We start from the raw sequence: 25,908 nt of genomic DNA, 5'->3' as shown, positions 1-25,908 counted from the left end.
CACATGAAGAAGTACACGCTTATTACAAATCCGTTTATCTTTCCCACAACAGATGGGAAAGTGATACAAGAACATTTTGGAAACGCAACTACTGGTGATTCTCAACTTAGTATTGCACATATGATTGCTCCTCCAGGATGGAAAGAACCGTTCCAAACTCCAGAATTTGATGAATTCACATTTATTATAAAAGGGAAAAAACAGTTTATTATTGAAGATGAAGTTGTTATTTTAGAAGCTGGTCAATCAATTAAAATAGAAAAAAATACACGTGTTCAATATTCAAATCCATTTGAAGACTCTTGTGAATATATTGCCATTTGCACACCTGCATTTTCTCTAGATCAAGTAAACAGAGAAGAGGCATGAAAAATCTCTTAGTAAAATCTGTGGGGAGTTATATTAACTTATTAAGTTATATTTCTAAACCCTATGCCGCTAACAAAGCTTTAAATTTATTTACAAAACCTAGAAAAGGACGCGTACTAAATCATCAACTCGATTTTTTAGACACTGCTTTTAACGAAGAACTTATTTACAAAGACGAGCCTATAATGACTTATCGTTGGCTAGGTAGCAAAGAGACTATTTTACTCGTTCACGGTTGGGAAAGTAATTCTTTTAGATGGAGATCTTACATTACAGAATTAAACAAAAAAGGGTATAGTGTTGTCGCTCTAGATGCACCTGCACATGGCCGTTCTGGAAGTAAAGAGTTTAGTGCAATTCTTTATGCCGAATATATAAACGTTGTAGCAAAACGCTTTAAACCTACCGCTATTATTGCACACTCTGTTGGCGGAATGGCTACAACTGCATTTTTAAACAAGTATCAAATTCCTAGTTTAGAAAAATTAATTCTGCTAGGTGCTCCTTCAGAATTTAAAGATATTATTGGCAGATACATTGACATGTTAGGTTACAACCATCGTATAACGAATCAATTAGACAAAACAATTATTAAACGATTTGGAGTAGTTCCAGATCAATTTTCTTCAGCTAAATTTTTAAATAACGTAAACATAGAAGGCTTAATTATTCACGATAAGGAAGACTCTATTATTCCTTATAACGATGCATTGCTTTTAAATGATCATTATAAAAATAGCACTCTAATTTCTACAGAAGGCTTTGGGCATTCTCTAAATAACACTTCTGTAAGAGAACACATTTACAACTTCCTAGAAGTATAAACTTATCGTATCTTTACCACATGGAAATGGAATTAAAACGTATAAACAAATATTTAAGCGAAGTAGGCTATTGCTCACGTCGTGCTGCAGATAAACTTATTGAAGCTGGACGCGTAACCATAAATGGTGAAGTTCCTGAAATGGGAACAAAAGTAAGCAGTAACGATGTTGTTGCTGTAGATGGTGAACCTGTTATTTACACAAAAAAAGAATTTGTTTATTTAGCATTTAACAAACCTGTAGGGATTGTTTGTACTACCGATACTCGTGTAGAAAAAGACAATATTATTGATTATATAAATTACCCAAAACGTATTTTTCCAATTGGTCGTCTAGATAAACCTAGTGAAGGTTTAATTCTGCTTACAGACGACGGAGATATTGTAAACAAAATTCTACGTGCAAGCAATAATCACGAAAAAGAATACATTGTTACTGTAGACAAACCGATTTCTCAAACCTTTATTGAGCGCATGTCTAATGGTGTACCAATTTTAGATCGTGTGACTAAGAAATGTAAAGTTGAAAAACTAGGGACTTACGAGTTTAAAATTATATTAACTCAAGGCTTAAACAGACAAATTCGTAGAATGTGTGAGTATTTAACTTACGAAGTGGAGACCTTAAAACGTGTTCGTATTATGAACATAAAATGTGATATGCCCGTTGGTGAATATCGAGACATTACAAAAGAAGAAATGAAAGAATTACAGACTTTAATTGGTGATTCTACAAAATCTTATTCTCCTGTACATCCTGCTGCTCCAAGAAAAAGAGACTAACACTCAATAAAAAACAAATTCTATATTTATTATCTTGAGGGTTATTAGGAGTATTCTTTTATATATCCTATTAACCTAAAACAGAAAGACTAAGTACACTATTACGGCTTTACTTTTTATTTATTTAAAAGCAAAAAAGCATAACTACGTAGTTGTAATTATGCTTCTTAATGTATTTATAAGTTTATATTCTTATTTCTTTCTGTGTCTTTCGCAAGCCAACAATGTGTTTTTTAACAACATTGCAATAGTCATTGGTCCAACACCTCCTGGAACTGGAGTAATATAACTTGCTTTTTTACTAACGTTTACAAAATCTACATCTCCTGTAATTCTATATCCTTTTTCTTTAGTATCATCTGCAACACGTGTAATTCCAACATCTATAATTACAACATCATCTTTTACCATTTCTGCTTTTAAGAAATTAGGGACTCCTAAAGCTGAAATTATAATATCTGCTTGAGATGTTATTTGTGTAATGTTTTTTGTGTGACTATGTGTAAGTGTTACTGTAGAGTTTCCTGGAAATCCTTTTCTTCCCATTAAAATACTCATAGGACGACCAACAATATGAGAACGCCCAATAACAACAGTATGTTTTCCGCTAGTTTCTACACCGTAACGATCTAACAATTCTAAAATACCAAATGGTGTTGCTGGTATAAAAGTAGTCATATCTAAAGCCATTTTCCCAAAGTTAGTAGGATGGAAACCATCTACATCTTTATCTGGGTTTACAGCCAATAATACTTTTTGAGTATCTATTTGATCAGGTAAAGGTAACTGAACAATATAACCATCTATTTGAGAATTATTATTTAGCTCTTTAATTTTATCTAACAATTCTACCTCGCTTGTAGTACTAGACATTTTAACTAAAGTAGATTCGAAACCTACACGCTCGCAAGCACGAACTTTACTACCTACATAAGTTAAACTAGCCCCGTCATTACCAACAATAATGGCTGCTAAATGAGGAACTCTTTCTCCTCTAGCTTTCATTTTTGTTACTTGCTCGGTGATTTCGTCTTTAATATCGTTACTAACTTTTTTTCCGTCTAAAATTGTCATGTTTTATCTAGTCTTCAGTGTACTTTTTTTAGTTATACACATATATTATTTAACTCCAAATTTATAATGATTGCCAATTACAAAAACCAATTAGCTTTCGTGATATACGCTTTATATTAAAATTAAATGATTTTTTGCTTTAGTATTGAAACTGTTCACACAAAACCATTAATTAAAAATATATTATTTCATGTTTTTCATGGCTTGCATCATGCGTTTTCCGCCGCCACCTTGCATCATCTTCATCATTTTACTCATCTGGTCGAATTGCTTCAATAACTGATTCACTTGTTGTACAGATGTACCAGATCCTTTACCAATACGTTTTTTTCTACTCGCATTAATTACAGATGGATTTGTACGCTCTTGAACCGTCATAGAGTGAATAATCGCTTCGATATGTTTAAAAGCATCATCATCGATATCGATATCTTTCATCATTTTTCCAGCACCAGGAATCATTCCAATAAGGTCTTTCATGTTCCCCATTTTCTTGATTTGCTGAATCTGACTTAAGAAATCGTCGAATCCAAATTGATTCTTTGCTATTTTCTTTTGTAATTTTCTAGCTTCTTCTTCATCAAACTGCTCTTGAGCACGTTCTACAAGAGACACAACATCTCCCATTCCAAGAATACGATCTGCCATACGAGATGGATAGAATATATCTATCGCTTCCATCTTCTCACCTGTACCAATAAACTTAATTGGTTTATCTACTACAGATTTAATAGAGATTGCAGCACCACCACGTGTATCACCATCTAATTTAGTAAGGATAACACCATCAAAATTTAAAACATCGTTAAATGCTTTTGCTGTATTTACAGCATCTTGGCCTGTCATAGAATCTACAACAAATAAAGTTTCTTGTGGTTGAATAGCTTTATGAATTTCAGAAATTTCTGCCATCATCACCTCATCTACAGCTAAACGCCCTGCGGTATCAATAATAACCACATTGTGTCCGTTTTCTTTTGCATAAGCAATACCTGCTTGGGCAATAGCAACAGGATTATCATTCCCTTTATCGCTAAAAACATCTACATTTATCTGACCACCTACAACATGTAATTGATCTATTGCTGCTGGACGATACACATCACAAGCTACCAATAAAGGTTTCTTTGTTTTCTTAGTTTTAAGAAAGTTTGCTAACTTTCCTGAGAACGTAGTTTTACCAGAACCTTGTAACCCTGACATTAAAATAATGCTAGGCGTTCCTGACAAATTAATACCTGCGGCATCACCTCCCATTAACTCGGTTAATTCGTCTTTAACGATTTTAACCATTAATTGTCCCGGCTGCAACGCTGTTAATACATCTTGGCCAAGTGCTTTTTCTTTTACTCTATTAGTAAAATCTTTAGCAATTTTAAAGTTAACATCGGCATCTAATAAAGCACGACGTACTTCCTTTAAGGTTTCTGCAACATTAACTTCCGTTATACTTCCATGTCCCTTAAGAACGTGTAACGCTTTATCTAATTTCTCACTTAAATTATTAAACATAAACTTTCATCAAATTTTAAGAAACGCAAATTTAATGATTTGATGTGTATTAATGAAGAATTGACTAATAAAAAAACAAATACAGATTTGTTACCAAAAAATATAAAATAACACGGTTTTTATAGGCTAGGCCTCAGTTCTTCATAAGAAAAGACAAAAATCATGTATTATCGAAGAATAAATTTTAAAAAAATTCTCGGTATTGCATCACACGAAAATCGAAAGTATTGAATTTTGGATTTGATTGTTTCATTTGCTTATACAATGGCATACTGCCAACAGCTCTGTTTGCGGCACCAGAAGGCGCAGTTAAAGAGACCGTTTTTATAACCCGTTCTTCAAATTCGAAACTATGAATTCTAGGCACTTCGCTACATGCTACTTTTAGAGACAGTCCATACGTTTTTAAATGTTTTCTAAAAAAATACTCTGGCCCATTTTTACTATTTCCTCCAGTAAATAATAACGTAGTTACTTTAGGGTGCTTTTTTAAATACATTAACACATCTCGTAATTCTACATTTTTCATTCCTAAATCTGAAGCATCTATTTTTTCGCGTTCAGCACTTTTTACAATATCACAAACTCCAATACCTCTAGATATTAAAAAGTTTTTACGCTGAAGTATTGCGTTTTCTGTAGTTTCAAACTTTAAACTTAAATCGAAAATTGTATTTAAAATAGGCCATAATTGTCCATCTATACTTCCGTAACAAAAATTTACATCTCCAGTCTTTAAATGTCCTGTAGAAAATCGTGGCGGTGGCAAGGTTCCAACTATTAATTTGGTTGTTAACTCAGGAATAAATGGCGCATAAGGGTGCCTATGTTTAAACATTATTTTGTGTTTTACCTTAAAAATAGTATTTTAAAAGAAAAACAATGGGAAGAGGAGATAAAAAAACAAAACGCGGAAAAATAAGTAGAGGATCTTTTGGAATTAGACGTCCGCGTATTAAGAAAAAAGTACGTCCAGAATTAAAATTTGATATTGATAAAGATCCAACTGTAAAACATTAATTATTGTTTTACAGCATTTCCAAAGCGTTTACCAAATTTATAAGCAATAAGAATGGCTAGCACAATAATAACAATAGTACTAAACACATAAAAAGAATAAAGAAATACATTGTCTTTAGAGTTAAAACAAAAATCTGAAGTCAGACACATTTCTAACTTTTTCTTAGAACCTACAGTTAGTGTTAAACTAGTTAAGTATGTAATTAATATTGCTATACTAATGTACATTTTAGACAACTTTTTTGGAGACTTTCCTGTTGGTTTGAAAGCCTCGCGTTCTGTCTCAGAGCGTTTATTATCTTGTAAAGACCAACTCGTTTTTTGTTGAGAATTGCTCATCGTATCTATAATTTTCGTAATTAAATCCTTTTAGATCTTCTATTGTTTTGGCATCGGTATCTATAACGTAACGTGCCATTAAACCTCTTGCTAACTTAGCGTAGGTTGCTATCATTTTATATTCTCCGTTTTTAAAATTTTTAAAAACAGCAGTTGTTACAGGAACTTTTAAAGACTTTACATCTACAGCTTTAAAATACTCGTTACTCGCTAAGTTCAAGAAAACCTCATCGGCTTCTAATTCTTCATTTAAAGCGTTAGTAATAGTTTTTTTCCAAAACTCGTATAAATTTTTATTAGTCCCTACTGGCAACTTAGTTCCCATTTCTAAACGGTACGCTTGCATTAAATCTAATGGTTTTAGAACACCGTATAAACCTGACAATATTCTAACCGTATTTTGAAGCGCTCCTAATTTTTCTTCAGCTATAGAATAGGCATCAAAACCACGATATACATCTCCGTTAAAAGCATAAATGGCCTGTCTTGCATTTTCTTTTGTAAAAGGCAAAGTCCACTCTTGGTTTCTCTCGTAATTTAACTGACCAAGTGCATCTGAAATTTTCATAAGTTCAGATAATTCCTTTGCAGATTTCTTCTTAACTACTTTATTTAAACGCGATGCTTCTTTTAAAAAGATCGCTTCTGTAGAAACTTCGGTTGGCAATTTACAGTCAAAATCTAAAGATTTCGCTGGAGATATTACTAATTTCATATACGTAGGATTATATCAATTCAACTTATAACTGATTTCAATTTTAAAATCATACAAATTTACAATCATAACGACTGAAAACATATAGATAAATACTGTTATTTCTTATATTTAAATAACTAATACCTATTATTCATCAATCTCCTGATGTTTCACATATTGCTTCCATTTATCTATACATTGCTGCATATCTTCAGGAATTTCTGTATTAAAACGCATAAATTCCTTAGTTCTAGGATGTTCAAAGCCTAAAGTTTTAGCATGTAGCGCTTGTCTTGGTAATATTTTAAAACAATTATCTACAAACTGTTTGTATTTTGTAAACGTTGTTCCTTTTAATATTTTTTCACCACCGTAACGTTCGTCATTAAACAAGGTATGACCAATATGTTTCATGTGCACACGAATTTGGTGTGTACGTCCGGTTTCTAATTTACATGATACCAGAGTTACATATCCTAAACGTTCTATAACTTTGTAATGCGTAACGGCTGCTTTTCCTTTATCTGCATCGTCTCCATAAAACACAGTGTTTTGAAGTCTGTTTTTAGGATGACGCCCTATATTACCTTCTACCGTACCTTCTTCTTCTTCTACATTTCCCCAAACAATAGCAACGTATTCACGCTCTGATGTTTTTTCGGCAAACTGAAACGATAAATGTGCCATGGCTTCTTCTGTCTTGGCTACAACTAACAATCCGCTAGTATCTTTATCTATTCTATGAACTAAACCTGGACGTCCAGAAGAATTTTCTGGAAGATTATCGAAATGATAAATCAAGGCATTAATTAAAGTCCCAGAATAATTTCCGTGACCTGGATGCACAACCATTCCTGCGGGTTTATTTACAACCAACAAATCGTCGTCTTCGTAAACAATATCTATAGGAATATTTTCACCAACAAGTAAATTCTCGTATGGCGGGTGTGCAAAAAGTACTTTGATAACATCGTTACCTTTAACTTTATAATTAGATTTAACAGGAGTACCGTTTACATAAATGTTTCCTGATTTTGCTGCAGCCTGAATTTTACTTCGGGTAGCATTCTCTACAAAATTCATTAAATATTTATCTATTCGAAGTGGTGATTGCCCTTTCTCTGCTGTAAAAGCATAATGCTCGTAAAGCTCGTCTTCAGTCTCTTCTTTTTGTGGTGTGTAATCACTCATAATTTACTCTGGTCTATTACCGTTTCCTAATACTAAATCGATTTTAGATGTTTTAGGTAACATATCGCCTTCTTTTATTTTTTCCCCATCATGAGAAGCTTCTAAAACCATATCTCGAGCAATATTTGCTACATATTTAATGGTCCCGACCTTAAAGCCTAAAGCTTCTAAAGTTGGTTTTGCTTGTCTATAAGTACGATTTGTTAATTCGGGTACTAACACTTTTCTATATCCTGACGGATTAAGTGTAATGTATATTTTTCTATTTTCTTTCACTTTAAATCCTGGTTTAGGATTTTGTTCTATAACAGAAAACTTAGGATAATCTGGATTATAATTTGCAGAATCCTGAATTTCCATCACTAATGTATTCTTTTCTAATTCTGATTTAGCTACAGATATAGATGCTCCTGTTAAATCCGGAACGGTTTCAAACTGGCCATGGTTTGTCGTGCTATCTAACCATCTTAAAGTTAAATAACTTAACACAAAAATAGCGACTACAGCTAAGAGTAAATTCAGAAAAAAGGTTTTACTAGTAAGGAATTTGATAAAGCTCATGTTATAGAATTTGATTGGCAAATATATAAAAACCGTTCTGTTTTTACTTTTGATTAATAAATGATATTTTAGCTAAACGATTATTTCCATCATTTGTTACTATTATGAAAAAAAATATTGCCATAATCATGGGAGGTTATTCTAGCGAATATAAAATCTCCTTAAACAGCGGAAACCTTGTTTATCAATCACTTGACACTTCAAAATTCAACACTTACAAGATCCATATTTTTAAAAACAAATGGGTTTATGTGAATGCAAATGAAGAAGAATTTCCTATCGATAAAAATGACTTTTCAGTGCTTATTGAAGGAAAAAAGACAACCTTTGACTGTGTTTTTAATGCAATTCATGGTTCTCCAGGAGAAGATGGCCAACTACAAGGCTATTTTAATCTCTTAAATTTACCACAAACAAGTTGCAATATGTACCAAGCTGCAGTAACTTATAATAAGCGCGATTGTTTAAGTATTTTAAAACCTTATGGTATAAAAACTGCAGAATCTTATTATTTAAATTTAGGAGACGTTGTTAATGAAGATGCCATTATAGAAAAAGTTGGTTTGCCTTGTTTTGTAAAAGCAAACAAAGCCGGAAGTAGTTTTGGTGTTACAAAAGCTTATAAAAAAGAAGATTTTAAAAGCATCTATTGAAGTGGCTTTTAAAGAAGATGATGAAATTATTATTGAATCGTTTTTAGACGGCGTAGAAGTCTCTGTTGGTGTGATTACATACAAAGGAGAAACTAAAGTCTTACCAATTACAGAAATAGTAAGTGAAAATGATTTTTTCGATTATAAAGCGAAATACTTAGGCCAATCTAAAGAAATTACACCTGCAAGATTTAACTCCAGATCAAGAAGAGAATGTTAATATACTTGCTAAAAAGGTCTATGAAGTTTTAAAAATGAAAGGGTTTTCTAGAAGTGAATTTATCTTTAAAGATGGAGAACCACACTTATTAGAAATTAATACAGTTCCTGGAATGACAAAAGAAAGTATCTTACCACAACAGGCTGCTGTAGCAGGAATTTCTTTATCAGATTTATTTGAAAGTGCTATTGAAGAAGCTTTAAGAATTAAATTGTAAATTCACGCAACTAACACTAACAACCAAACAATGAAACGCGCCATATTTCCAGGGTCTTTCGACCCGTTAACATTAGGGCATTACGACATAATTACACGTGGCGTAAAGGTATTTGATGAAATTATTATAGCCATCGGAATTAATTCTGACAAAAAATATATGTTTAGTTTAGAAGAACGTCTTCAATTTATTATAGACACGTTTAAACATGAACCGAGAGTAAAAGTAACAACCTACACAGGACTAACGGTCGATTTTTGTAAAAAAATGGATGTCGATTTTATTTTACGTGGACTGCGAAATCCAGCCGATTTTGAATTTGAAAAAGCCATTGCACAAACAAACCGTAAACTTTCGGAAATTGAAACTGTGTTTTTGCTAACCTCATCTAAAACGTCTTTTATAAGTTCTAGTATTGTTAGAGACGTAATAAGAAACGACGGAGATTATACGCTGCTCGTTCCAGATACTGTAAGAGTAAAAAAAGCACCTTAATAAGGTGCTTTTTTTTATTCATTTTTAAAACTAATAATCTTAAAAGTTAAACTATAAAAGTATGGTTTTGGTTTTATAAAAATCCCAAAAGGATAACCTATAGCACTTGTGCTTTATTAAAATTTATATTCAGAAAGCGGTCTAGAAAACTCTTCCGGATTTGCCGCTAAATGATATCTCGGATCGTGAACATCTTCAATAATAACGTCTTTAAATTTAGGATTGGCTTTATACATAAGTATTTTACAATCTTCACTTAAATGTTTTAGCTTAATAGATTTCCCTTCTGCTTCATACTTATTTACAATATTTGTAATGGCTTCTACAGCCGAATGATCGCTTACACGAGATTCAACAAAATCTATATATATTTCGTCCGGATCGCTTTTAATATCAAATTTCTCATTGAAAGCCGTAATTGAGCCAAAGAATAATGGTCCCCAGATTTCGTAAGTCTTAATTTTTTTATCTTCAGAATAACGTTTTCTTGCTCTAATCTTTTTAGCATTTTCCCAAGCAAAAGATAATGCAGAGATTATAACACCTACAAATACAGCAATTGCTAAATCGAAAAACACGGTTACAACAGATACAATAACAAGTACAACAGCGTCTGATACTGGTATTTTTTTCATGATTCTTAAACTAGACCATGCAAAGGTTTCAATAACCATCATAAACATTACACCTACTAAAGCTGCGATAGGCACTTGCTCTATATATTTGTCTGCAAATAGTATAAAAGTAAGTAATGTAACAGCCATCATAACACCAGATAAACGTCCGCGTCCTCCTGCATTAATATTAATTACTGTTTGTCCAATCATACCACAACCTCCTGTACCACCAAAGATTCCGCTTAACATATTTCCAGCACCTTGAGCAACACATTCTCTGTTTCCGTCTCCACGAGTATCTGTTAATTCATCTACAAGATTCATAGTCATTAAAGTTTCTATTAGCCCTACAGAAGCTGCTAAAAAGGCATAAGGCGCAATAAATTTTAATGTATCTAAGTTAAATGGTAAGTGGCTCCAAAGTTCAGGAAGATTTAGTTTACTAGAAAGTTCATCAAAACCATTAAGACCGGCTCCTCCTCCATCTCTAATAAAATCGCCTACATTAATAGAATTAAGACCTCCAAAAATTGAAACTAAAGTCACTATTAAAATAGCTGTTAATGCCGCTGGCATTTTTTTAGTTAATTTAGGTAATCCCCAAATAATAAACATGGTTAACAATACTAAACCTATCATGATATAAAGCTTATTTCCTTCCATCATAGATTTTACAACACCACTATCTTTTACAGAATAGAATCCGTTGTCTTGCACATTAAACACTACTTTTTTAGTATTCACATCGAAAACCTGATTGTCCGATAAAATAAAAACCTCTTCTCCTGTATTTATATTGGTTATAGATTTACCGTTTATTGAAAACAGCTTACTACCCGAAATTAAATCTGTTACATTATTATCACTTACATTATAAACCAATTCTTTAGATTCGGTTTTACGCATGTTTTGTCCAAAAATATCTTTTTTATTTTCGGTAAACATTCCCAATTGCGCCATAAAAAATAACAATAGCCAGTCCGTTAACAAACCCTAACATTACGGGATGCGGAATTAAACGCACAAATTTACCAAGCTTAAAAATACCTGCTAGTATTTGTATAACGCCCATTAACACAACGGCTGCCAGTAAATAAAAATACCCCATATTTTCTACAGGCGTATCAAATAACAAACCTTTAGCATGTCCTTCCTGAATCATGTGTACAAAAATAACAGCAACGGCTCCTGCAGCTCCAGAGATTAAACCGGGTCTTCCTCCAAAAAGAGCAGAAACAATACCAATTATAAAGGCTCCGAAAAGTGCTACTATAGGGCTAATTTGCGCAACGAAGGCAAAGGCAACAACCTCTGGAATCATAGCTAACGATACGGTAACACCTGCCAATACATCATCCTTTGCATTTGGTGTTATTTTCCTTATAAAATTTGTCATATTTTCTTTTTTAAGAGGGGCAAAAATACAGTTAAAATGGCGACTCACAAGTTCTCAATGTAATAATTTCATTAAGTTTGCTAAAAACACTAAGAATGAAATTATTTATCTCTGCTTTCATTATATTACTATTTTCGAACACCTTACAAGCCCAAAATCATAATGATTTTATTACGCATTTTGAAAAAAGTAACGGCTTAGAAACGGCAACTTACACTGAAGTGATTCAGTTTTATAAAGATTTAGCAAAAAAATATCCGCAAATAGACATACAAACTATAGGAGAAACAGATTCAGGAGAACCATTACACATTGTTACATTAAACCCAGATAAAACTTTCGATTTTACTAAAATTAGACAGAACAAACGTGTTTTATTAATTAATAACGGTATTCATCCTGGAGAAAGTGACGGTATAGATGCCACCATGATGTTGTATAGAGATATTGTTCAAGGCAAAGTAGAAATGCCTAAACATACAGTTTTAGTTACTATTCCGGTGTATAATGTTGGCGGTAGTTTAAACAGAAATTCTACAACACGAACCAACCAAAACGGACCAAAATCTTATGGTTTTAGAGGAAATGCTAGGAATTACGATTTAAATCGTGACTTTATAAAAAGTGATACTAAAAACGCCAAAACCTTTGCAGAAATCTTCCACACTGTGCAACCGGATGTCTTTATCGATAATCACGTAAGTAACGGTGCAGATTACCAATATACACTTACTCATTTATTTACACAACACGATAAGCTTGGCGGAGATTTAGGCAACTATTTACACACTAAAATGATGCCTGAATTAGAACAAAATTTAGCATCTAAAAACTGGGATATTACACCTTATGTTAATGTGTTTAATGAAGTTCCTGAAATTGGATTTAGCCAGTTTATAGATCACCCAAGATATTCTACGGGTTACACAACCTTATTTAACACATTAGGAATGATGGTAGAAACACATATGTTAAAACCATACAAACCTAGAGTTGAAGGGACTTACCAACTTATGATAAGTATGATTTCTATTATAGAAAAAGATTACAAAACCATAAAAACGTTAAGAGAGAAAGCGAATGAAACATTTCTAAAAGCTAAAACTTACGATTTAGGCTGGACGGTAGACACCACCAAATTTTCGGTATTACAATTTAAAGGTTTTGAAGGAGCATACATAACAAGTGACGTTACCGGATTAAAGCGTCTAAAATACGATAGATCTAAACCATTTACAAAACCTGTAAAATATCAGAATTATTTTAAACCAACTATAGAAATTACTATTCCAAAAGCATACATTATTCCACAAGGCTGGCATTCTATTATTGAGTTATTAAAACTAAACCAAGTAAAAATGTCTAGATTAGAATCTGACAAAACTTTTACTGTAGAAACTTACCATATTGCAAAGTTTGACACCAAAGAAGCACCTTACGAAGGTCATTATTTACATACCAATACATCTGTTGTTTCAAATACTGAAGATATTCAATTTAGAGCAGGAGATTATTATATAGAAACACGACAACCTGCAATGCGTTATCTTCTAGAAACTTTAGAACCACAAGCGGTGGATTCTTTTTTTAATTGGAATTTCTTCGACACTATACTTCAGCAAAAAGAAGGATTTTCGCCTTACGTTTGGGAAGATTTGGCTTTAGAACTTTTAAATAACGATGCCCAATTAAAACATAAATTTGAAGCTAAAAAGCAATCAGACGAAGCGTTTTCTAAGAATTGGTATGCTCAATTAGATTGGATACATAAACAAAGCGATCATTATGAAAAAGCACATATGCGTTACCCTATTTTTAGAGTAAATTAAAAATAAGTCTTAATTTTAAATATACATGTGCATGAAACTTCATCGAAAGAAAAAGATAATTAAATATCTAGATATATTAGATCAACCCATGAAATTCAATCCTTTTGTTTTTAGTTGGTCATTTTTACTCTGGGCCCTTTTAGGCCTTATTGGAGGTATTACAGCTGGATTATATTGGATTATTTTAGAATTCTTGACACATAAAATTGCATTTTTTGAGGGATGGCAGGTTATTCCTGTCATGTCTATTTCCGGCCTTTTGGCAGGCTTAATTATTCATTTTATTGGCGATCCAGGAGAAATTCAACTTATAGTAAACAATATCCGTTTTAATAAAGGCAAGCTAAATCCTAAGAATAACCCATCTATGATTTTGTCTTCATTTCTATGTATTGCTAGTGGTGGAAGTTTAGGACCAGAAGCACCACTAGTTCAAGTTACCGGTTCTATTGGAACCTGGTTAGGTCAAGTTTTTAGACTTAAAGGTGAAGCTTTACGCTCGTTAAGTATTGCAGGATTAGCTTCAGGTTTTACTGCGCTTTTTGGCGCACCTTTAGGCGGAAGTTTATTTGCTTTAGAAATTCTTCATTACAAACATGCTGTTGAATATTATAGAGCTATTATTCCTGCACTTGTGGCGAGTAGTTTTAGTTATATTGTCTTTGCATTAATCGTTCACTTAGGCTTTGGTCCTACTTGGAATCTATCTGCATACGAATTTTCTGGAATTTTCGATTTTGGATACGCTGTATTCTTTGCTATTATAGCTACGGCTGTAGGCTGGTCTTTTATTTACTGTGTAAAATTCTTTAAATTAGTGTTTGAAAAACGACCGATTCCTATTTATATAAAAACACTTATTGGCGGGATACTTTTAGGAGTTATCGCCTACTATTTGCCAATAACACGCTATTTTGGTCATCATGAAATTAACCAAATGATTAGTGAACGTTTCCCTTTAAAACTATTATTTATCATCTTAATTTTTAAAATCATTGCGATTGCCATTACAGTAACATCAGGCTGGCGAGGTGGTTTTATTATTCCTTTGTTTTTTGTTGGTACAACTTTAGGTTTAATTATTCATCAATTTATACCATCGGTTAGTTTAACACTAACTATTGTAAGCTGTATGGCAGCCATAAATGCATGCGTAACAAGAACACCAATGAGTACCACTATTCTATTAACAACGCTTACCGGATTTGGACATTTAATCCCTATTCTATTTGCAAGTTTAACAGGATATTTCCTAGCACCAAAACTTCCTTTTATCACCTCACAAAAGCATCAAGATTAAGGCTTTAAAATAATTTTTAAAAACATATTATAAATGTAAAACATATTTAAAAATAATATACATTTGATTAAAATTTACATCGCCATGACGCGTATTAATGAATAAGTATATTGTTGTCAATCAACCTGAAAAATGGAATTTTTCGATTGAAAATATAAAGGTAATTTCTTCGCAAGACTATCTTACCAACCCAGAATTTTCATTGCTTAAAAAAGCTAGAATTTTCAATTTATGTAAAGATTATTCATACCAATCTAAAGGATATTACGTATCGCTTTTAGCAGAAGCCAGAGGACATTTACCTTTACCAACAATTAAAAATATTGTAGACTTAAAGGCTTTAACGCTTGTTAAAATTGTATCGGACGAGTTTGACAATACTATTCAGCAAAGTTTAAAGAATATAAAATCTCAAGACTTTACACTAAGTATTTATTTTGGACAGAATGTGGCACATAAATACAAGGAATTAAGTCTATTGTTTTACAAGCATTTTCAGGTACCTTTTTTACGTGTACAATTTAACCATACTACAAAGTGGAACATTAAAAGTATAAAAGCAATTTCAGAATCTGAAATACCTAGAGAACATAAAGACAGTGTTCAGGAGTTTGCAAATCAATATTTCTCTAAAAAAAGGTATGATATTCCGAAGTTAAATAGAAGCGATTTTGATTTAGCCATTTTAGTAAACCCTAAAGATCCAGCACCACCAAGTAACGCCAAAGCTTTAAAAAAGTTTATTGATTTAGCTGAAAAAATGAACATTTATGCTGAAATTATAGATCCTAAAGATTTATCGCGCTTATCTTCTTTTGATGCTTTATTTATTCGCCAGAGTACAGAAGTAAACAACGAAACCTATGCTTTTGCTAGAAAGGCACAACGAGAAGGCCTTGCCATTATAGATTATCCAGATGCTATTTTAAAATGTTGCAATAAGGTGTATATGGCAGAAGCTCTAGAAAACGCCAATATAAACACACCAAAAACCATAATTGTACACAAAAACAATAAGCAAATGGTTTTAGAAAAAGTGGGACTGCCTTGCGTTTTAAAAGCACCAGATTCTACATTTTCTTTTGGCGTAAAAAAAGCAAAAACAGAAGCAGAATACAACACTCTGGTTAACGACATGCTTAAGGAATCTGATTTAATTATTGCACAAGAATTTTGTCCATCAGATTACGATTGGCGTATTGGAATATTAGACGATAAGCCTCTTTTTGCCTGTAAATATTACATGGCAAAAGGGCATTGGCAAATATACAATTGGAATGCTAAGAAAAAAGACGACCAAGACGGAGATGCAGATTGTTTGCCTATAGAATCTGTACCTAAAAAAGTATTGAATATGGCTATAAAATCGGCAAAATTAATAGGTAAAGGCCTTTATGGTGTCGATATAAAAGTTATAAATAAAATACCCATGGTTATTGAAATTAACGATAACCCAAACATCGATTTTGGTGTAGAAGACGCCTATTATGGCGATTTAGTTTACACTGAAATTTTATCTGCATTAAAAAAACGTTTAGATTCAAATGAATAAAAAATATCATCTTTTTGATGTTTACGGGATTGAACTAGAATATATGCTAGTAAATCAATCTGATTTAAAAATTGTTCCGATTGTTGATGCCCTTTTAACTAAAAAGCATGGCAAATTAACATCAGACATTTCTAATGGTAAAATTGCTTGGAGTAACGAATTGGTTGCTCATGTTATAGAGTTAAAAACTAATGGTCCAACAAAAGACTTAAATGGTTTAGCTACATTATTTCATAAAAATATTATAGAAATTAATGCGCTTTTAAAACCTTTACAAGCAGAATTATTGCCATCGGCAGCGCACCCTTTTATGAATCCAAAAACAGAGACTCAACTCTGGAAACATAGTTATAGTGAGGTTTACGAATTGTATAACCGTATTTTTAATTGTAAAAATCACGGTTGGAGCAATGTGCAAAGTGTACATATAAATCTGCCTTTTTTTGACGACAAAGAGTTTGAAGTACTACACGCTGCTATTCGTATTATTTTACCTTTAATTCCAGGTTTAAGCGCAAGTTCTCCTATTTTAGAAGGTAAAAAAACAAGTTTTAAAGACACACGTTTAGAGTATTACAAAACCAACCAAAAAGAAATCCCTGAAATGACAGGTTGTGTTATTCCAGAACGCGTTTTTACTAAACAAGAATATTATACTACCATTTTCGAACCTATTAAAAAGGCTATAAAACCGTTTGACACTCATAATATTTTAGATCATCATTTTTTAAATTCTCGCGGAGCTATTGCTAGATTTGATAGAAATGCGATTGAAATTCGTTTGGTAGATATTCAAGAATGCCCGAAAGCAGATATTGCTATTTGTGCATTAATTATAGAAACTTTAAAAATATTAGTCAGTAATAAACTATCAACCTTAGCAGAACAAAAACGTTGGACAGAAGAAGATTTATTTTGTATTCTTAACAATGCTATTAAACATGGTGAAACTGCTGTAATAAAAAATTTAGACTATTTAAAGGTCTTTAATATTGAAAATGCAACCTCAATAAAAAACGTATGGAAACATTTGTATGCTTTAGCAAAACCAAATATTGACACATCGCATTACAATACTATTGAAACTATTTTAAAAGAAGGCACTCTAGCAACTAGAATTGAACATGCATTAGGTAAAAACACGTCTGAAACTAACATTTTAAGAGTCTATAAATCGCTTGCTAATGCTCTTGAAAATAACATCTTATTTTTAGAATGAAACTGCTTCTAACCTGCGAACATGGCGGAAACCAGATACCTAAACAGTTTTTACCTTATTTTATAAATACAAAAACCACGCTGCAATCGCATCGTGGCTTTGACATTGGTGCTTTAGATGTTTTTAATTATTTAAAACCGCTTTCAGAATATTCAAATTATAGTGAAACAAGTAGATTATTAATTGAATTAAACAGATCGTTACATCATAAAAATGTGTTTTCTAAGTATTCAAAATTATTTACAAATTCTGAAAAACAATATGTAATAGATTCTTATTATATAGTGTATAGAAATGCTGTTGAAAATTACATCTTAAATTCTATACAAAAAGGAGATACAATACTCCATCTTTCTATACATAGCTTCACTCCTATTCTAAATAAAGTAAAACGAACTTGCGATATTGGTCTGTTATATGATCCCTCTAAAACCGAAGAATCTGAGTTTTGTAAAACGTTAAAATCTAATTTAACTATTGAAAACCCAAATATAAAAACGCGTTTTAATTATCCTTATTTAGGAACTGCAGATGGTTTTACAACCTATTTACGTAAACAGTTTCCTGAAAACTATTTAGGGATTGAAATAGAAATTAATCAGAAATTCGCTTCAAAAAACGCGATGCCTTCACATTTAAAACATCAAATTTACAGCGCTATAAAATCTAGTTTTTCTAAATAAGAGGTCTAATATTAGCATACGAGTTTTCTAAAGCCTGTATGGCTTCAACCTCATTTAACCATTCTACCTTAGTAATACCTTCGTTAATTTGTGGCCACAAATTACCTTTAAAATCTGTAGACATTTCAAACCAATGTGTAACCTTAATTTTAAACTTTCCGTTACGTTTAAATATATGATAAGTCGTATGTAAAGGTTTAGTAATTTTTAAACCAGTTACTCCTGTTTCTTCCTCGACTTCACGTAAAGACGTTTCCTCTATAGTTTCACCAGGTTCTGCCTTTCCTTTAGGTAAATCCCACTTATCATTTCTATAGATAAATAAAATATCTCCGTTCTTATTGAAGACTTTTCCTCCACCAGCAACTACATTTGGTAAAAGTTTTAGAAACTTTTTAAGTAACTTATCTTCTTTTTTATGAATCAGTCTCACTTCTTTTAAAGAAGTTGTATTTAACTCTTTTATAACCTTACCTATTTGAACGGTGTCTAATAAGTAATTTTTAAAATGTGTCTCTTTTTCAACCTTCGTGGTTAAAATGATTGGCTTGTCGTTGACAAATATTTTATACATGTTAAAAAATATACTGTATTATTTATGGTAAAAGTATCAATTTTTATAGCAAACATATTAACTTTAAAAAAAATAATTTTAATAGACAAGAAGTATTATTTTAATTAATGTGTAATTTTGCACCTATGATTTTAAACAAACAAACAGCTCGAAAAACTGCTGAAGTTTTATTGCAGGTAAATGCGATAAAACTAAGCCCTAGTGCTCCTTTTACATGGGCCTCTGGATGGAAATCGCCAATTTATTGCGACAACAGGATTATACTATCATTTCCGCTTATTAGAAATTACATACGTGAAACTATGGCAAAACATATTGAAGAACAATATGGCAAACCAGACGTTATTGCAGGTGTAGCTACAGGCGCCATTGGTATAGGTATGCTTGTTGCAGAATATTTAGGTGTTCCCTTTATTTATGTAAGACCAGAAGCTAAAAGTCATGGAAGACAAAACCAAATTGAAGGATTTATCCAGAAAGGACAAAATGTTGTTGTTGTTGAAGATTTAATTAGTACAGGAAAAAGCAGCCTAAATGCTGTACGTGCTCTTAGAGAAGCAAACCTAAATGTAAAAGGAATGATTGCCATTTTTACTTACGGTTTTAATATTGCTGAAGAGAATTTTAAAAAAGAAAATGTACTACTTCAAACATTAAGTAACTACGAAAATTTAATCATGCAAGCTGTAGAAACTAATTACGTGTCGCAATCTGAAGTAAAAACTTTGACAGATTGGAATGCCAATCCGAGTGAATGGAACGCTATTTGATTAAAATAAAGAAATAAAAAATCATGAATTTAGAATCTCCAAAAGTAACATTAGACAAATCACCTCAAGACGTATTTGATTTTCTTTCGGATATTAAAAATTTTGAAAAACTAATGCCTGACAATATTAGTAAGTTTGAAATTTTAGACGAAGACAAATTTCTATTCGCATTAAAAGGTATGCCCGAAATTATTTTAAAAAAGAAGGAAGTTATTCCTCCAAATAAAATAGTATTATGTGCCGCAGGCGGAAAATTAGATTTTTCTCTTGTAGGACACATTAATGAAATTAGTGAAGGTAAAAGCGATGTAAAACTTCTATTTGAAGGCGACTTTAACCCAATGATGGCTATGATGGTAAAAGGACCAATAACAAAGTTTATAGAAACTTTAGTTACTAAAATGCCAGAATCTATTTAATACAATAAGGTTAATTCTTTTAAATTATATTCTTTTATAATTTCGTCTTCTAACAAAACTCTTAAATGACCAAGTTCTGAGACACCTAGAATAAACCCAGCAAACATATTGCCTTCAGCATTTAAAAATGTTGAGGGCTTATTTTTTTTAAACAAAGCACTTTCGTATTCCTGTTTAATTCTTTCTAATTGCCCATTCTCTAGCCAAGCAAAACATTCTTTTAACTCTACTAGTATATAATCTAGGACTTCGTCTGTATGGTAAATTTTTCCAGTTTTATTTACAATAGAAGATGCTTTTGGTAATTTTTTAAAATTTGTTTGATTTACATTAACACCAATTCCAAGCACACTATCTCTTAAACCACTTGGTGTTACTATGTTTTCTATAAGTACACCGCAAATTTTCTTGTCTTCTGACAATATGTCGTTAGGCCATTTTATTCTAACTCTTGGTAACATTAATTTATTTAAAGCTTTATAAATGGCAATAGCAGTTGCCATACTTATATAAAATTGCTTTTCTATAGGCACAAAAGAAACATCTTTAAACACACTAAACATAAGATTTTTAGCTGTTTCAGACTCCCAAACAGTTCCCATTTGGCCGCGTCCCATAGTCTGCTGTTTAGCGACTACGACTGTATAATCTGCCAACAATTCACAAGTACTTAATTGCTTTAAAAAAGTATTAGTTGAATCGATGGCATCAAGTTTGATAATATGCATTTATAGTATTTATATGGGCAGGATGAAAACTTCTGCAAATTTTAAAGTATAAAGAACTAAAAAATAATAACTTTGCACAAATTAAATAAATTTAATGGCGAAAGAAAATATAAATGCAGACTTGTTAATTTCTACCATATTAAGTGGAATTGAAGATGTTAAAGGAAAAGATATAAATATTTTAGACTTACGTGAAATTGAAAATACTGTTTGCGACTATTTTATAGTATGTGAAGGAACCTCAAATACTCAAGTAAATGCTATTGTTAATGCTGTTCAGAAAAAAGTTAGTAAAGAACTTAAGGACAAACCTTGGCATATAGAAGGACAAGATAATGCAGAATGGGTATTAATGGACTACGTTAATGTGGTAGTACATGTTTTTCAGAAACAAATACGTGAATACTACGACATTGAAAGCCTATGGGGCGATGCAAAAACAACTATAATTGAAACAAATTATTAAATTTAATGGCAAACGAAAAGAAAACTCCAAATAAGAAACCCAAATTAAATCCGTACTGGATTTACGGAGCAATTATTGCGATTTTTATTGCAATGCAACTTTTTAATAGTAATAGTCTACAAGACGCTACGACTACAACTCCTTCAGAGTTTATGACATATCTGAGGAATGGAGATGTAAAAACTGTTGAAATTGTAAATAAAAGAAAAGCAGAAGTCTTTTTAACAGACGAAGCATTACAAAAAGAAGAGCACAAAGAATCAAAACCATCTACATTGCTTCCTACAGCATCAAAACTACCTAATTATAGTTTTGAATTTGGAGATTTGCAAAATTTTGAAAATGATTTAAACTCTACTATTAAAGAGCAAAATTTAAAAACAGCTGTTAATTACAAAACAGAACAAAACCTGTGGGGAGATTTCCTTATTGGTATTCTTCCTTTTGTATTATTAATTGGAGTTTGGATATTTATAATGCGTAGAATGTCTTCTGGTGGCGGAGGCGGTGCTGGAGGTCAAATCTTCAATATCGGAAAATCTAAAGCTAAATTATTCGACCAAAATACAGATGTTAAAACATCATTTAAAGATGTAGCAGGTTTAGAAGGTGCTAAAGAAGAAATACAAGAAATTGTAGACTTCCTTAAAAATCCAGAAAAATACACATCTCTTGGTGGTAAAATTCCAAAAGGAGCATTACTTGTAGGCCCTCCAGGAACAGGAAAAACATTATTAGCAAAAGCTGTTGCAGGTGAAGCTAAAGTGCCTTTCTTTTCTTTATCTGGATCTGATTTTGTTGAAATGTTTGTTGGTGTAGGTGCTTCTCGTGTAAGAGATTTATTTAAGCAAGCAAAAGAGAAATCTCCTGCAATTATTTTTATTGATGAGATTGATGCTATTGGACGTGCTAGAGGAAAAAATAACATGTCTGGGTCTAACGATGAAAGAGAAAACACGTTAAACCAATTACTAACAGAAATGGATGGTTTTGGAACAAATACAAATGTAATTGTATTAGCTGCAACAAACAGAGCAGATGTTTTAGATAGCGCATTAATGCGTGCTGGACGTTTTGATAGACAAATTTTTGTAGATCTTCCAGACATTAGAGAACGTCAAGAAATCTTTGAAGTTCACTTAAAACCAATCAAAAAATCTGAAAACCTAGATACAGATTTCTTAGCAAAACAAACACCAGGTTTCTCTGGAGCAGATATTGCAAATGTTTGTAACGAAGCTGCTTTAATAGCTGCTAGACAAGGTAAAAAAGCTGTAGATAAGCAAGATTTCCTTGATGCTGTAGACCGTATTGTTGGAGGTTTAGAAAAGAAAAATAAAATAATTACACCTAGCGAAAAGAAAGCTATTGCTTTTCACGAAGCTGGACACGCAACAGTAAGCTGGATGCTAGAACATGCTGCACCATTAGTAAAAGTAACTATCGTGCCACGTGGACGATCTTTAGGGGCTGCTTGGTATTTACCAGAAGAACGCTTAATTGTTAGACCAGAACAAATGCTAGACGAAATGTGTGCTGCTTTAGGAGGTCGTGCTGCAGAAAAAGTTATTTTTAATAAAATATCTACTGGAGCTTTAAGTGATCTTGAAAAAGTAACAAAACAAGCCAGAGCAATGGTTACTGTCTATGGTTTAAGTGATAAAGTTGGTAATTTAACGTATTATGATTCTTCAGGACAAAACGAATATGGTTTTACTAAACCATATAGTGAAAAAACTGCAGAACTTATTGATAAAGAAATATCTGACATTATTGAAGCAGAATACGAAAGAGCAATAAAACTTCTAGAAGATAACAAAGAAAAACTTACTGAGTTAGCAGAGGTACTTTTAGAAAAAGAGGTGATCTTTAAAGACAATCTTGAAAAAATATTTGGTAAACGCCCTTTTGATCCTGAATTAAAACCGCTTTTAGATAAATAATTTATTAAGTATTTAAGCTTAATAGCAGGAAAAATCTTAAATTGACCATTGGTTAATTTAAGATTTTTTATCTTTGAATAAACCCTATTTAACACAGATTAATCGCAGATGTCTTAATGAGTCTATTTAAAAAACTTTTTGGTTCCAAATCAAATAATTCAGAAGAGGAAATTCAATCTGGAGACAGAGGCAGATACATGCCTGAAATAACACTACCTATAGATGAAAAGTTTACTATAAACTTTAAAGAAAATGGTGGTAAGTTTTTGTATTGCGAAAATTTAGATGAAATATTTCAAACCTTAGATTATATAATTGAAGAAAATAGTTGGGAGGACAAAAAAATCCTGATACTAGAGAACGAATTAAAAAAACGATTTGCTTCCTCTAGTTTACATATGGCATTACCTAATGATACTGACGCGACTTATTTTTTAACAAGTTGCGAAAGTCTAATCGCAGACGACGGTTCGCTTTTAATCTCTTCTAAACAAATTGCAGAGAAAAAACTTGCAGATTTGCCTAGTAATTTTATTGTATTTTCTACTACAAGTCAAATTGTAGGTAGTATAAGTGAAGGCTTAAGAGCTATTAAATCTAAAAACACGCAAAAAATACCAACAAATATTACTACAATAAAACATTTTAAATTGGAGGAAGAAAAAAACTTCATGACCTATGGTAGTAATTCAAAAAATCTATATTTGCTGCTTTTAGAAGACCTCTAATATGAAAGAAATTTTTACCAGAGCTATCTTTGGTTTTATATACGTTGCTTTATTAATTGGATCTCTTTACAATGAGCATACATTAACTATCCTATTTTTTCTCTTCGGAATAATTTCTATTGCCGAATTTAAAAAACTCATAGGGCTTCGTACATACATACCATATATAATATTTACCATCATGTATCTTGTTTTTGGATACTGGAATATGGTATTACCAGAACTAAAAGGCTTTAACGAAGCAACACAAATACTTCTTGTACTTTCAATTTTTGTTAATTTATTTCTAATAAAAGATTTATTTTCAAAGCGAGGTATTCCTTTGTTTAAGTTTAAACGATTTCTTTTAACTACTTTTTACCTTTCTAGTTCATTTATATTTTTTCTTTTAACTGCCAGATTTGGCAAAGAATACCACCCAAGCATCCTTTTAGGATCGTTTATTCTTGTATGGGTAAACGATACATTTGCCTTTTTTGTGGGTAAGAATTTTGGTAAGCAAAAGCTATTTGAAAAAATTTCTCCTAAAAAAACAGTTGAAGGCTTTATTGGCGGACTCTTTTTTTCGTGTGTTGCTAGCTATTTTATTGCTACCTTTACCAACACATTAAACTTTAACCAATGGCTTATTCTATCTATTATAGTAAGTGTTTTTGGAACGTTAGGAGACTTAGTAGAGTCTAAATTCAAACGTCAAGTTAATGTAAAAGATAGTGGAGTAATCATGCCTGGACATGGCGGATTATTAGATAGGTTAGATAGTATTATTTTTGCCTCACCATTTATTTATTTGTTTTTAAGAATTATAGATTATGTTTCATAAAGAAGGTTTTAAAATTATTATAATCACTTTTATATTAGTGATTGCAGCATTCTTGGCTGTAGACAATTTTGTGTCTATATCATGGTTACGAAATCTATTATTTTTTGTGTTTTTCGCATTCTTAATAATCATTTTACAGTTTTTTAGAAACCCTAAACGTAATGGTGTTCTTAATGACAATCAAGTGCTATCTCCCGTAGATGGTAAAGTTGTAGTGATTGAAGAAGTATTTGAAAAAGAATATTTTAAAGAAAAACGCTTACAAGTAAGTGTCTTTATGTCTCCTATTAATGTACATGTTACTAGATATCCTATTGGAGGAAAAGTTATATTTAGCAAATACCATCCTGGAAAATTCTTAGTAGCTTGGCATCCTAAAGCTAGTGAAGAAAACGAACGTACAACCGTAGTTGTTGAAAATAAAACATTTGGAAAAGTACTACATCGCCAAATTGCAGGAGCTTTAGCTAAACGTATTGTAAATTATGCTAAGGTTGGAGATGAAGCTATTCAAGCAAGTGATTCTGGTTTTATAAAGTTTGGTTCAAGAGTAGATTTATTTTTACCTTTGGGAACTAATATTAATGTCAGCCTTAACGATAAAGTTAAAGGTGGAGAAAGTATTATAGCTGAATTATAATGACTTCTGAAGAATTAGATATTGACTTTAAAGATGCCGTTAAGCGCATCAATAATCTTCCAGGGCCTTTTCCTGCAGATTTTCTATTACGCCTATACGCGTATTACAAAAAAGCTACAAACGATTATAATAGACCAAACAGTAATAAAGCTATTATAAATGCATTTAAAACAAATGCTTTATTCCAAGTAAAGAATATTACTCAAGATGAAGCTAAACGCATTTACATAGATCTTGTAAACAATTACTCCTTATATAGAAAGTAAA

29 protein-coding genes and 1 pseudogene are annotated in these 25,908 nt (G+C 31.9%); 19 read left to right on the top strand and 11 right to left on the bottom strand.

Features of this window, described 5'->3' with window-relative positions; genetic code table 11:
• Nucleotides 1-3 precede the first annotated feature (3 nt).
• Genes GQR95_RS08880 through rluF form a run of 3 tightly spaced genes read left to right on the top strand, consistent with a single transcriptional unit; the run spans nucleotide 4 to nucleotide 1,975 of the window.
• Entirely contained in the window at nucleotides 4-369 is a 366-nt protein-coding gene (locus GQR95_RS08880) for a cupin domain-containing protein (RefSeq protein ID WP_159022837.1), read from the top strand.
• A complete protein-coding gene (locus tag GQR95_RS08875) occupies nucleotides 366-1,193 on the top strand; it encodes an alpha/beta hydrolase (protein ID WP_159022836.1) in 828 nt (275 codons plus the stop codon). Before GQR95_RS08880 ends, GQR95_RS08875 begins: the two co-directional genes overlap by 4 nt.
• A gap of 20 nt (nucleotides 1,194-1,213) precedes the next feature.
• Entirely contained in the window at nucleotides 1,214-1,975 is a 762-nt protein-coding gene (gene rluF, locus GQR95_RS08870) for a 23S rRNA pseudouridine(2604) synthase RluF (protein ID WP_199269573.1), read from the top strand.
• Between the two features lie 192 nt (nucleotides 1,976-2,167).
• On the opposite strand, the gene GQR95_RS08865 is transcribed toward rluF, so the two are convergent.
• The 3 genes from GQR95_RS08865 to GQR95_RS08855 all read right to left on the bottom strand — a co-directional run bounded on the left by GQR95_RS08865 (nucleotide 2,168) and on the right by GQR95_RS08855 (nucleotide 5,399).
• Nucleotides 2,168-3,049 (bottom strand): bifunctional 5,10-methylenetetrahydrofolate dehydrogenase/5,10-methenyltetrahydrofolate cyclohydrolase, encoded by an 882-nt coding sequence (locus GQR95_RS08865; protein ID WP_159022835.1) that lies wholly within the window; start codon nucleotides 3,047-3,049, stop codon nucleotides 2,168-2,170.
• Nucleotides 3,050-3,232: 183 nt separating this feature from the next.
• A complete protein-coding gene (gene ffh / locus GQR95_RS08860; protein WP_159022834.1) occupies nucleotides 3,233-4,561 on the bottom strand; it encodes a signal recognition particle protein in 1,329 nt (442 codons plus the stop codon).
• Between the two features lie 184 nt (nucleotides 4,562-4,745).
• On the bottom strand, nucleotides 4,746-5,399 hold the full coding sequence (locus tag GQR95_RS08855; protein ID WP_159022833.1) for a uracil-DNA glycosylase family protein: 654 nt from the start codon (nucleotides 5,397-5,399) through the stop codon (nucleotides 4,746-4,748).
• Between the two features lie 44 nt (nucleotides 5,400-5,443).
• Between GQR95_RS08855 and GQR95_RS08850 the strand changes: the two genes are divergently transcribed.
• Nucleotides 5,444-5,581, top strand: coding sequence for a 30S ribosomal protein THX (locus GQR95_RS08850; protein ID WP_159022832.1), 138 nt, complete (start codon nucleotides 5,444-5,446; stop codon nucleotides 5,579-5,581).
• Here the strand turns inward: GQR95_RS08850 and GQR95_RS08845 are convergent, their stop codons facing one another.
• The 4 genes from GQR95_RS08845 to GQR95_RS08830 all read right to left on the bottom strand — a co-directional run bounded on the left by GQR95_RS08845 (nucleotide 5,582) and on the right by GQR95_RS08830 (nucleotide 8,369).
• Nucleotides 5,582-5,920, bottom strand: a complete 339-nt coding sequence (locus tag GQR95_RS08845) for a hypothetical protein (protein WP_159022831.1) — start codon at nucleotides 5,918-5,920, stop codon at nucleotides 5,582-5,584.
• Nucleotides 5,877-6,635, bottom strand: coding sequence for a peroxide stress protein YaaA (yaaA, locus tag GQR95_RS08840; RefSeq protein ID WP_159022830.1), 759 nt, complete (start codon nucleotides 6,633-6,635; stop codon nucleotides 5,877-5,879). Before yaaA ends, GQR95_RS08845 begins: the two co-directional genes overlap by 44 nt.
• A gap of 129 nt (nucleotides 6,636-6,764) precedes the next feature.
• Entirely contained in the window at nucleotides 6,765-7,808 is a 1,044-nt protein-coding gene (locus GQR95_RS08835) for an RluA family pseudouridine synthase (protein ID WP_159022829.1), read from the bottom strand.
• Between the two features lie 3 nt (nucleotides 7,809-7,811).
• Nucleotides 7,812-8,369 (bottom strand): PASTA domain-containing protein, encoded by a 558-nt coding sequence (locus GQR95_RS08830; RefSeq protein WP_159022828.1) that lies wholly within the window; start codon nucleotides 8,367-8,369, stop codon nucleotides 7,812-7,814.
• Between the two features lie 104 nt (nucleotides 8,370-8,473).
• Here GQR95_RS08830 and GQR95_RS08825 point away from each other — a divergent pair.
• Nucleotides 8,474-9,459, top strand: a pseudogene (locus GQR95_RS08825) (D-alanine--D-alanine ligase).
• A gap of 30 nt (nucleotides 9,460-9,489) precedes the next feature.
• Complete coding sequence (gene coaD, locus GQR95_RS08820) at nucleotides 9,490-9,954, top strand: pantetheine-phosphate adenylyltransferase (protein ID WP_159022827.1); 465 nt, start codon at nucleotides 9,490-9,492, stop codon at nucleotides 9,952-9,954.
• Between the two features lie 116 nt (nucleotides 9,955-10,070).
• On the opposite strand, the gene GQR95_RS08815 is transcribed toward coaD, so the two are convergent.
• A complete protein-coding gene (locus GQR95_RS08815; RefSeq protein WP_233266039.1) occupies nucleotides 10,071-11,531 on the bottom strand; it encodes a SulP family inorganic anion transporter in 1,461 nt (486 codons plus the stop codon).
• Nucleotides 11,500-11,967, bottom strand: coding sequence for a SulP family inorganic anion transporter (locus GQR95_RS16740; RefSeq protein ID WP_233266061.1), 468 nt, complete (start codon nucleotides 11,965-11,967; stop codon nucleotides 11,500-11,502). Before GQR95_RS16740 ends, GQR95_RS08815 begins: the two co-directional genes overlap by 32 nt.
• A gap of 95 nt (nucleotides 11,968-12,062) precedes the next feature.
• On the opposite strand from GQR95_RS16740, the gene GQR95_RS08810 reads away from it, so the two are divergent.
• The 5 genes from GQR95_RS08810 to GQR95_RS08790 all read left to right on the top strand — a co-directional run bounded on the left by GQR95_RS08810 (nucleotide 12,063) and on the right by GQR95_RS08790 (nucleotide 18,550).
• The gene (locus tag GQR95_RS08810; RefSeq protein WP_159022826.1) at nucleotides 12,063-13,796 is read left to right on the top strand and encodes a M14 family metallopeptidase; all 1,734 of its coding nucleotides are present in this window, start codon (nucleotides 12,063-12,065) and stop codon (nucleotides 13,794-13,796) included.
• Nucleotides 13,797-13,827: 31 nt separating this feature from the next.
• Entirely contained in the window at nucleotides 13,828-15,096 is a 1,269-nt protein-coding gene (locus GQR95_RS08805) for a chloride channel protein (protein ID WP_159022825.1), read from the top strand.
• A 97-nt stretch (nucleotides 15,097-15,193) separates the two neighbouring features.
• Complete coding sequence (locus tag GQR95_RS08800; RefSeq protein WP_159022824.1) at nucleotides 15,194-16,648, top strand: RimK family protein; 1,455 nt, start codon at nucleotides 15,194-15,196, stop codon at nucleotides 16,646-16,648.
• Nucleotides 16,641-17,867 carry a glutamate-cysteine ligase family protein gene (locus GQR95_RS08795; protein WP_159022823.1) on the top strand — a complete coding sequence of 409 codons (1,227 nt, stop codon included), beginning with the start codon at nucleotides 16,641-16,643 and terminating at the stop codon, nucleotides 17,865-17,867. Before GQR95_RS08800 ends, GQR95_RS08795 begins: the two co-directional genes overlap by 8 nt.
• Nucleotides 17,864-18,550, top strand: a complete 687-nt coding sequence (locus GQR95_RS08790) for an N-formylglutamate amidohydrolase (protein WP_159022822.1) — start codon at nucleotides 17,864-17,866, stop codon at nucleotides 18,548-18,550. The genes GQR95_RS08795 and GQR95_RS08790 overlap by 4 nt, the downstream gene beginning before the upstream one ends.
• Here GQR95_RS08790 and GQR95_RS08785 read toward each other — a convergent pair.
• Nucleotides 18,543-19,124: an NUDIX hydrolase gene (locus GQR95_RS08785; protein WP_159022821.1), complete on the bottom strand. Its 582-nt coding sequence runs from the start codon at nucleotides 19,122-19,124 to the stop codon at nucleotides 18,543-18,545. The two genes, GQR95_RS08790 and GQR95_RS08785, sit on opposite strands and share 8 nt — an antisense overlap.
• Nucleotides 19,125-19,249: 125 nt before the next feature.
• Here GQR95_RS08785 and pyrE point away from each other — a divergent pair, with 125 nt between their 5' ends.
• Both pyrE and GQR95_RS08775 read left to right on the top strand, forming a co-directional pair.
• The gene (gene pyrE, locus GQR95_RS08780) at nucleotides 19,250-19,894 is read left to right on the top strand and encodes an orotate phosphoribosyltransferase (RefSeq protein WP_159024265.1); all 645 of its coding nucleotides are present in this window, start codon (nucleotides 19,250-19,252) and stop codon (nucleotides 19,892-19,894) included.
• Nucleotides 19,895-19,917: 23 nt separating this feature from the next.
• The gene (locus tag GQR95_RS08775) at nucleotides 19,918-20,313 is read left to right on the top strand and encodes an SRPBCC family protein (protein ID WP_159022820.1); all 396 of its coding nucleotides are present in this window, start codon (nucleotides 19,918-19,920) and stop codon (nucleotides 20,311-20,313) included.
• Here GQR95_RS08775 and GQR95_RS08770 read toward each other — a convergent pair.
• Nucleotides 20,310-21,041 (bottom strand): biotin--[acetyl-CoA-carboxylase] ligase, encoded by a 732-nt coding sequence (locus tag GQR95_RS08770; RefSeq protein WP_159022819.1) that lies wholly within the window; start codon nucleotides 21,039-21,041, stop codon nucleotides 20,310-20,312. The genes GQR95_RS08775 and GQR95_RS08770 overlap by 4 nt on opposite strands.
• A gap of 94 nt (nucleotides 21,042-21,135) precedes the next feature.
• Between GQR95_RS08770 and rsfS the strand changes: the two genes are divergently transcribed.
• From rsfS to GQR95_RS08740, 6 genes are all read left to right on the top strand, one after another.
• Nucleotides 21,136-21,507 carry a ribosome silencing factor gene (rsfS, locus tag GQR95_RS08765; RefSeq protein WP_159022818.1) on the top strand — a complete coding sequence of 124 codons (372 nt, stop codon included), beginning with the start codon at nucleotides 21,136-21,138 and terminating at the stop codon, nucleotides 21,505-21,507.
• Between the two features lie 5 nt (nucleotides 21,508-21,512).
• A complete protein-coding gene (gene ftsH, locus GQR95_RS08760; protein ID WP_159022817.1) occupies nucleotides 21,513-23,450 on the top strand; it encodes an ATP-dependent zinc metalloprotease FtsH in 1,938 nt (645 codons plus the stop codon).
• A gap of 116 nt (nucleotides 23,451-23,566) precedes the next feature.
• Nucleotides 23,567-24,178, top strand: coding sequence for an LUD domain-containing protein (locus tag GQR95_RS08755; RefSeq protein WP_159022816.1), 612 nt, complete (start codon nucleotides 23,567-23,569; stop codon nucleotides 24,176-24,178).
• A gap of 1 nt (nucleotide 24,179) precedes the next feature.
• The gene (locus tag GQR95_RS08750) at nucleotides 24,180-25,001 is read left to right on the top strand and encodes a phosphatidate cytidylyltransferase (protein ID WP_159022815.1); all 822 of its coding nucleotides are present in this window, start codon (nucleotides 24,180-24,182) and stop codon (nucleotides 24,999-25,001) included.
• On the top strand, nucleotides 24,991-25,641 hold the full coding sequence (locus GQR95_RS08745) for a phosphatidylserine decarboxylase family protein (protein ID WP_159022814.1): 651 nt from the start codon (nucleotides 24,991-24,993) through the stop codon (nucleotides 25,639-25,641). The genes GQR95_RS08750 and GQR95_RS08745 overlap by 11 nt, the downstream gene beginning before the upstream one ends.
• Complete coding sequence (locus tag GQR95_RS08740; protein ID WP_159022813.1) at nucleotides 25,641-25,907, top strand: acyl-CoA-binding protein; 267 nt, start codon at nucleotides 25,641-25,643, stop codon at nucleotides 25,905-25,907. Before GQR95_RS08745 ends, GQR95_RS08740 begins: the two co-directional genes overlap by 1 nt.
• Nucleotide 25,908: the final 1 nt, after the last annotated feature.

It is taken from the genome of Formosa sp. L2A11 (genome assembly GCF_009796865.1).
In the GTDB taxonomy this organism is placed as follows: Bacteria; Bacteroidota; Bacteroidia; order Flavobacteriales; family Flavobacteriaceae; genus Formosa.
This window is presented reverse-complemented; position numbering and strand designations above follow the sequence as displayed.

Coding starts and splice junctions, on each gene's coding strand:
- pyrE (WP_159024265.1), top strand. CDS start 19,250: ATGATTTTAAACAAACAAACAGCTCGAAAAACTGCTGAAGTTTTATTG.
- rluF (WP_199269573.1), top strand. CDS start 1,214: ATGGAAATGGAATTAAAACGTATAAACAAATATTTAAGCGAAGTAGGC.
- coaD (WP_159022827.1), top strand. CDS start 9,490: ATGAAACGCGCCATATTTCCAGGGTCTTTCGACCCGTTAACATTAGGG.
- GQR95_RS08750 (WP_159022815.1), top strand. CDS start 24,180: ATGAAAGAAATTTTTACCAGAGCTATCTTTGGTTTTATATACGTTGCT.
- GQR95_RS08800 (WP_159022824.1), top strand. CDS start 15,194: ATGAATAAGTATATTGTTGTCAATCAACCTGAAAAATGGAATTTTTCG.
- GQR95_RS08790 (WP_159022822.1), top strand. CDS start 17,864: ATGAAACTGCTTCTAACCTGCGAACATGGCGGAAACCAGATACCTAAA.
- GQR95_RS08795 (WP_159022823.1), top strand. CDS start 16,641: ATGAATAAAAAATATCATCTTTTTGATGTTTACGGGATTGAACTAGAA.
- GQR95_RS08850 (WP_159022832.1), top strand. CDS start 5,444: ATGGGAAGAGGAGATAAAAAAACAAAACGCGGAAAAATAAGTAGAGGA.
- GQR95_RS08775 (WP_159022820.1), top strand. CDS start 19,918: ATGAATTTAGAATCTCCAAAAGTAACATTAGACAAATCACCTCAAGAC.
- GQR95_RS08805 (WP_159022825.1), top strand. CDS start 13,828: ATGAAACTTCATCGAAAGAAAAAGATAATTAAATATCTAGATATATTA.
- rsfS (WP_159022818.1), top strand. CDS start 21,136: ATGGCGAAAGAAAATATAAATGCAGACTTGTTAATTTCTACCATATTA.
- ftsH (WP_159022817.1), top strand. CDS start 21,513: ATGGCAAACGAAAAGAAAACTCCAAATAAGAAACCCAAATTAAATCCG.
- GQR95_RS08835 (WP_159022829.1), bottom strand. CDS start 7,808: ATGAGTGATTACACACCACAAAAAGAAGAGACTGAAGACGAGCTTTAC.
- ffh (WP_159022834.1), bottom strand. CDS start 4,561: ATGTTTAATAATTTAAGTGAGAAATTAGATAAAGCGTTACACGTTCTT.
- GQR95_RS08740 (WP_159022813.1), top strand. CDS start 25,641: ATGACTTCTGAAGAATTAGATATTGACTTTAAAGATGCCGTTAAGCGC.
- GQR95_RS08755 (WP_159022816.1), top strand. CDS start 23,567: ATGAGTCTATTTAAAAAACTTTTTGGTTCCAAATCAAATAATTCAGAA.
- GQR95_RS08855 (WP_159022833.1), bottom strand. CDS start 5,399: ATGTTTAAACATAGGCACCCTTATGCGCCATTTATTCCTGAGTTAACA.
- GQR95_RS08875 (WP_159022836.1), top strand. CDS start 366: ATGAAAAATCTCTTAGTAAAATCTGTGGGGAGTTATATTAACTTATTA.
- GQR95_RS08880 (WP_159022837.1), top strand. CDS start 4: ATGAAGAAGTACACGCTTATTACAAATCCGTTTATCTTTCCCACAACA.
- GQR95_RS08745 (WP_159022814.1), top strand. CDS start 24,991: ATGTTTCATAAAGAAGGTTTTAAAATTATTATAATCACTTTTATATTA.
- GQR95_RS08830 (WP_159022828.1), bottom strand. CDS start 8,369: ATGAGCTTTATCAAATTCCTTACTAGTAAAACCTTTTTTCTGAATTTA.
- yaaA (WP_159022830.1), bottom strand. CDS start 6,635: ATGAAATTAGTAATATCTCCAGCGAAATCTTTAGATTTTGACTGTAAA.
- GQR95_RS08810 (WP_159022826.1), top strand. CDS start 12,063: ATGAAATTATTTATCTCTGCTTTCATTATATTACTATTTTCGAACACC.
- GQR95_RS08845 (WP_159022831.1), bottom strand. CDS start 5,920: ATGAGCAATTCTCAACAAAAAACGAGTTGGTCTTTACAAGATAATAAA.
- GQR95_RS16740 (WP_233266061.1), bottom strand. CDS start 11,967: ATGACAAATTTTATAAGGAAAATAACACCAAATGCAAAGGATGATGTA.
- GQR95_RS08815 (WP_233266039.1), bottom strand. CDS start 11,531: ATGGCGCAATTGGGAATGTTTACCGAAAATAAAAAAGATATTTTTGGA.
- GQR95_RS08865 (WP_159022835.1), bottom strand. CDS start 3,049: ATGACAATTTTAGACGGAAAAAAAGTTAGTAACGATATTAAAGACGAA.
- GQR95_RS08785 (WP_159022821.1), bottom strand. CDS start 19,124: ATGTATAAAATATTTGTCAACGACAAGCCAATCATTTTAACCACGAAG.
- GQR95_RS08770 (WP_159022819.1), bottom strand. CDS start 21,041: ATGCATATTATCAAACTTGATGCCATCGATTCAACTAATACTTTTTTA.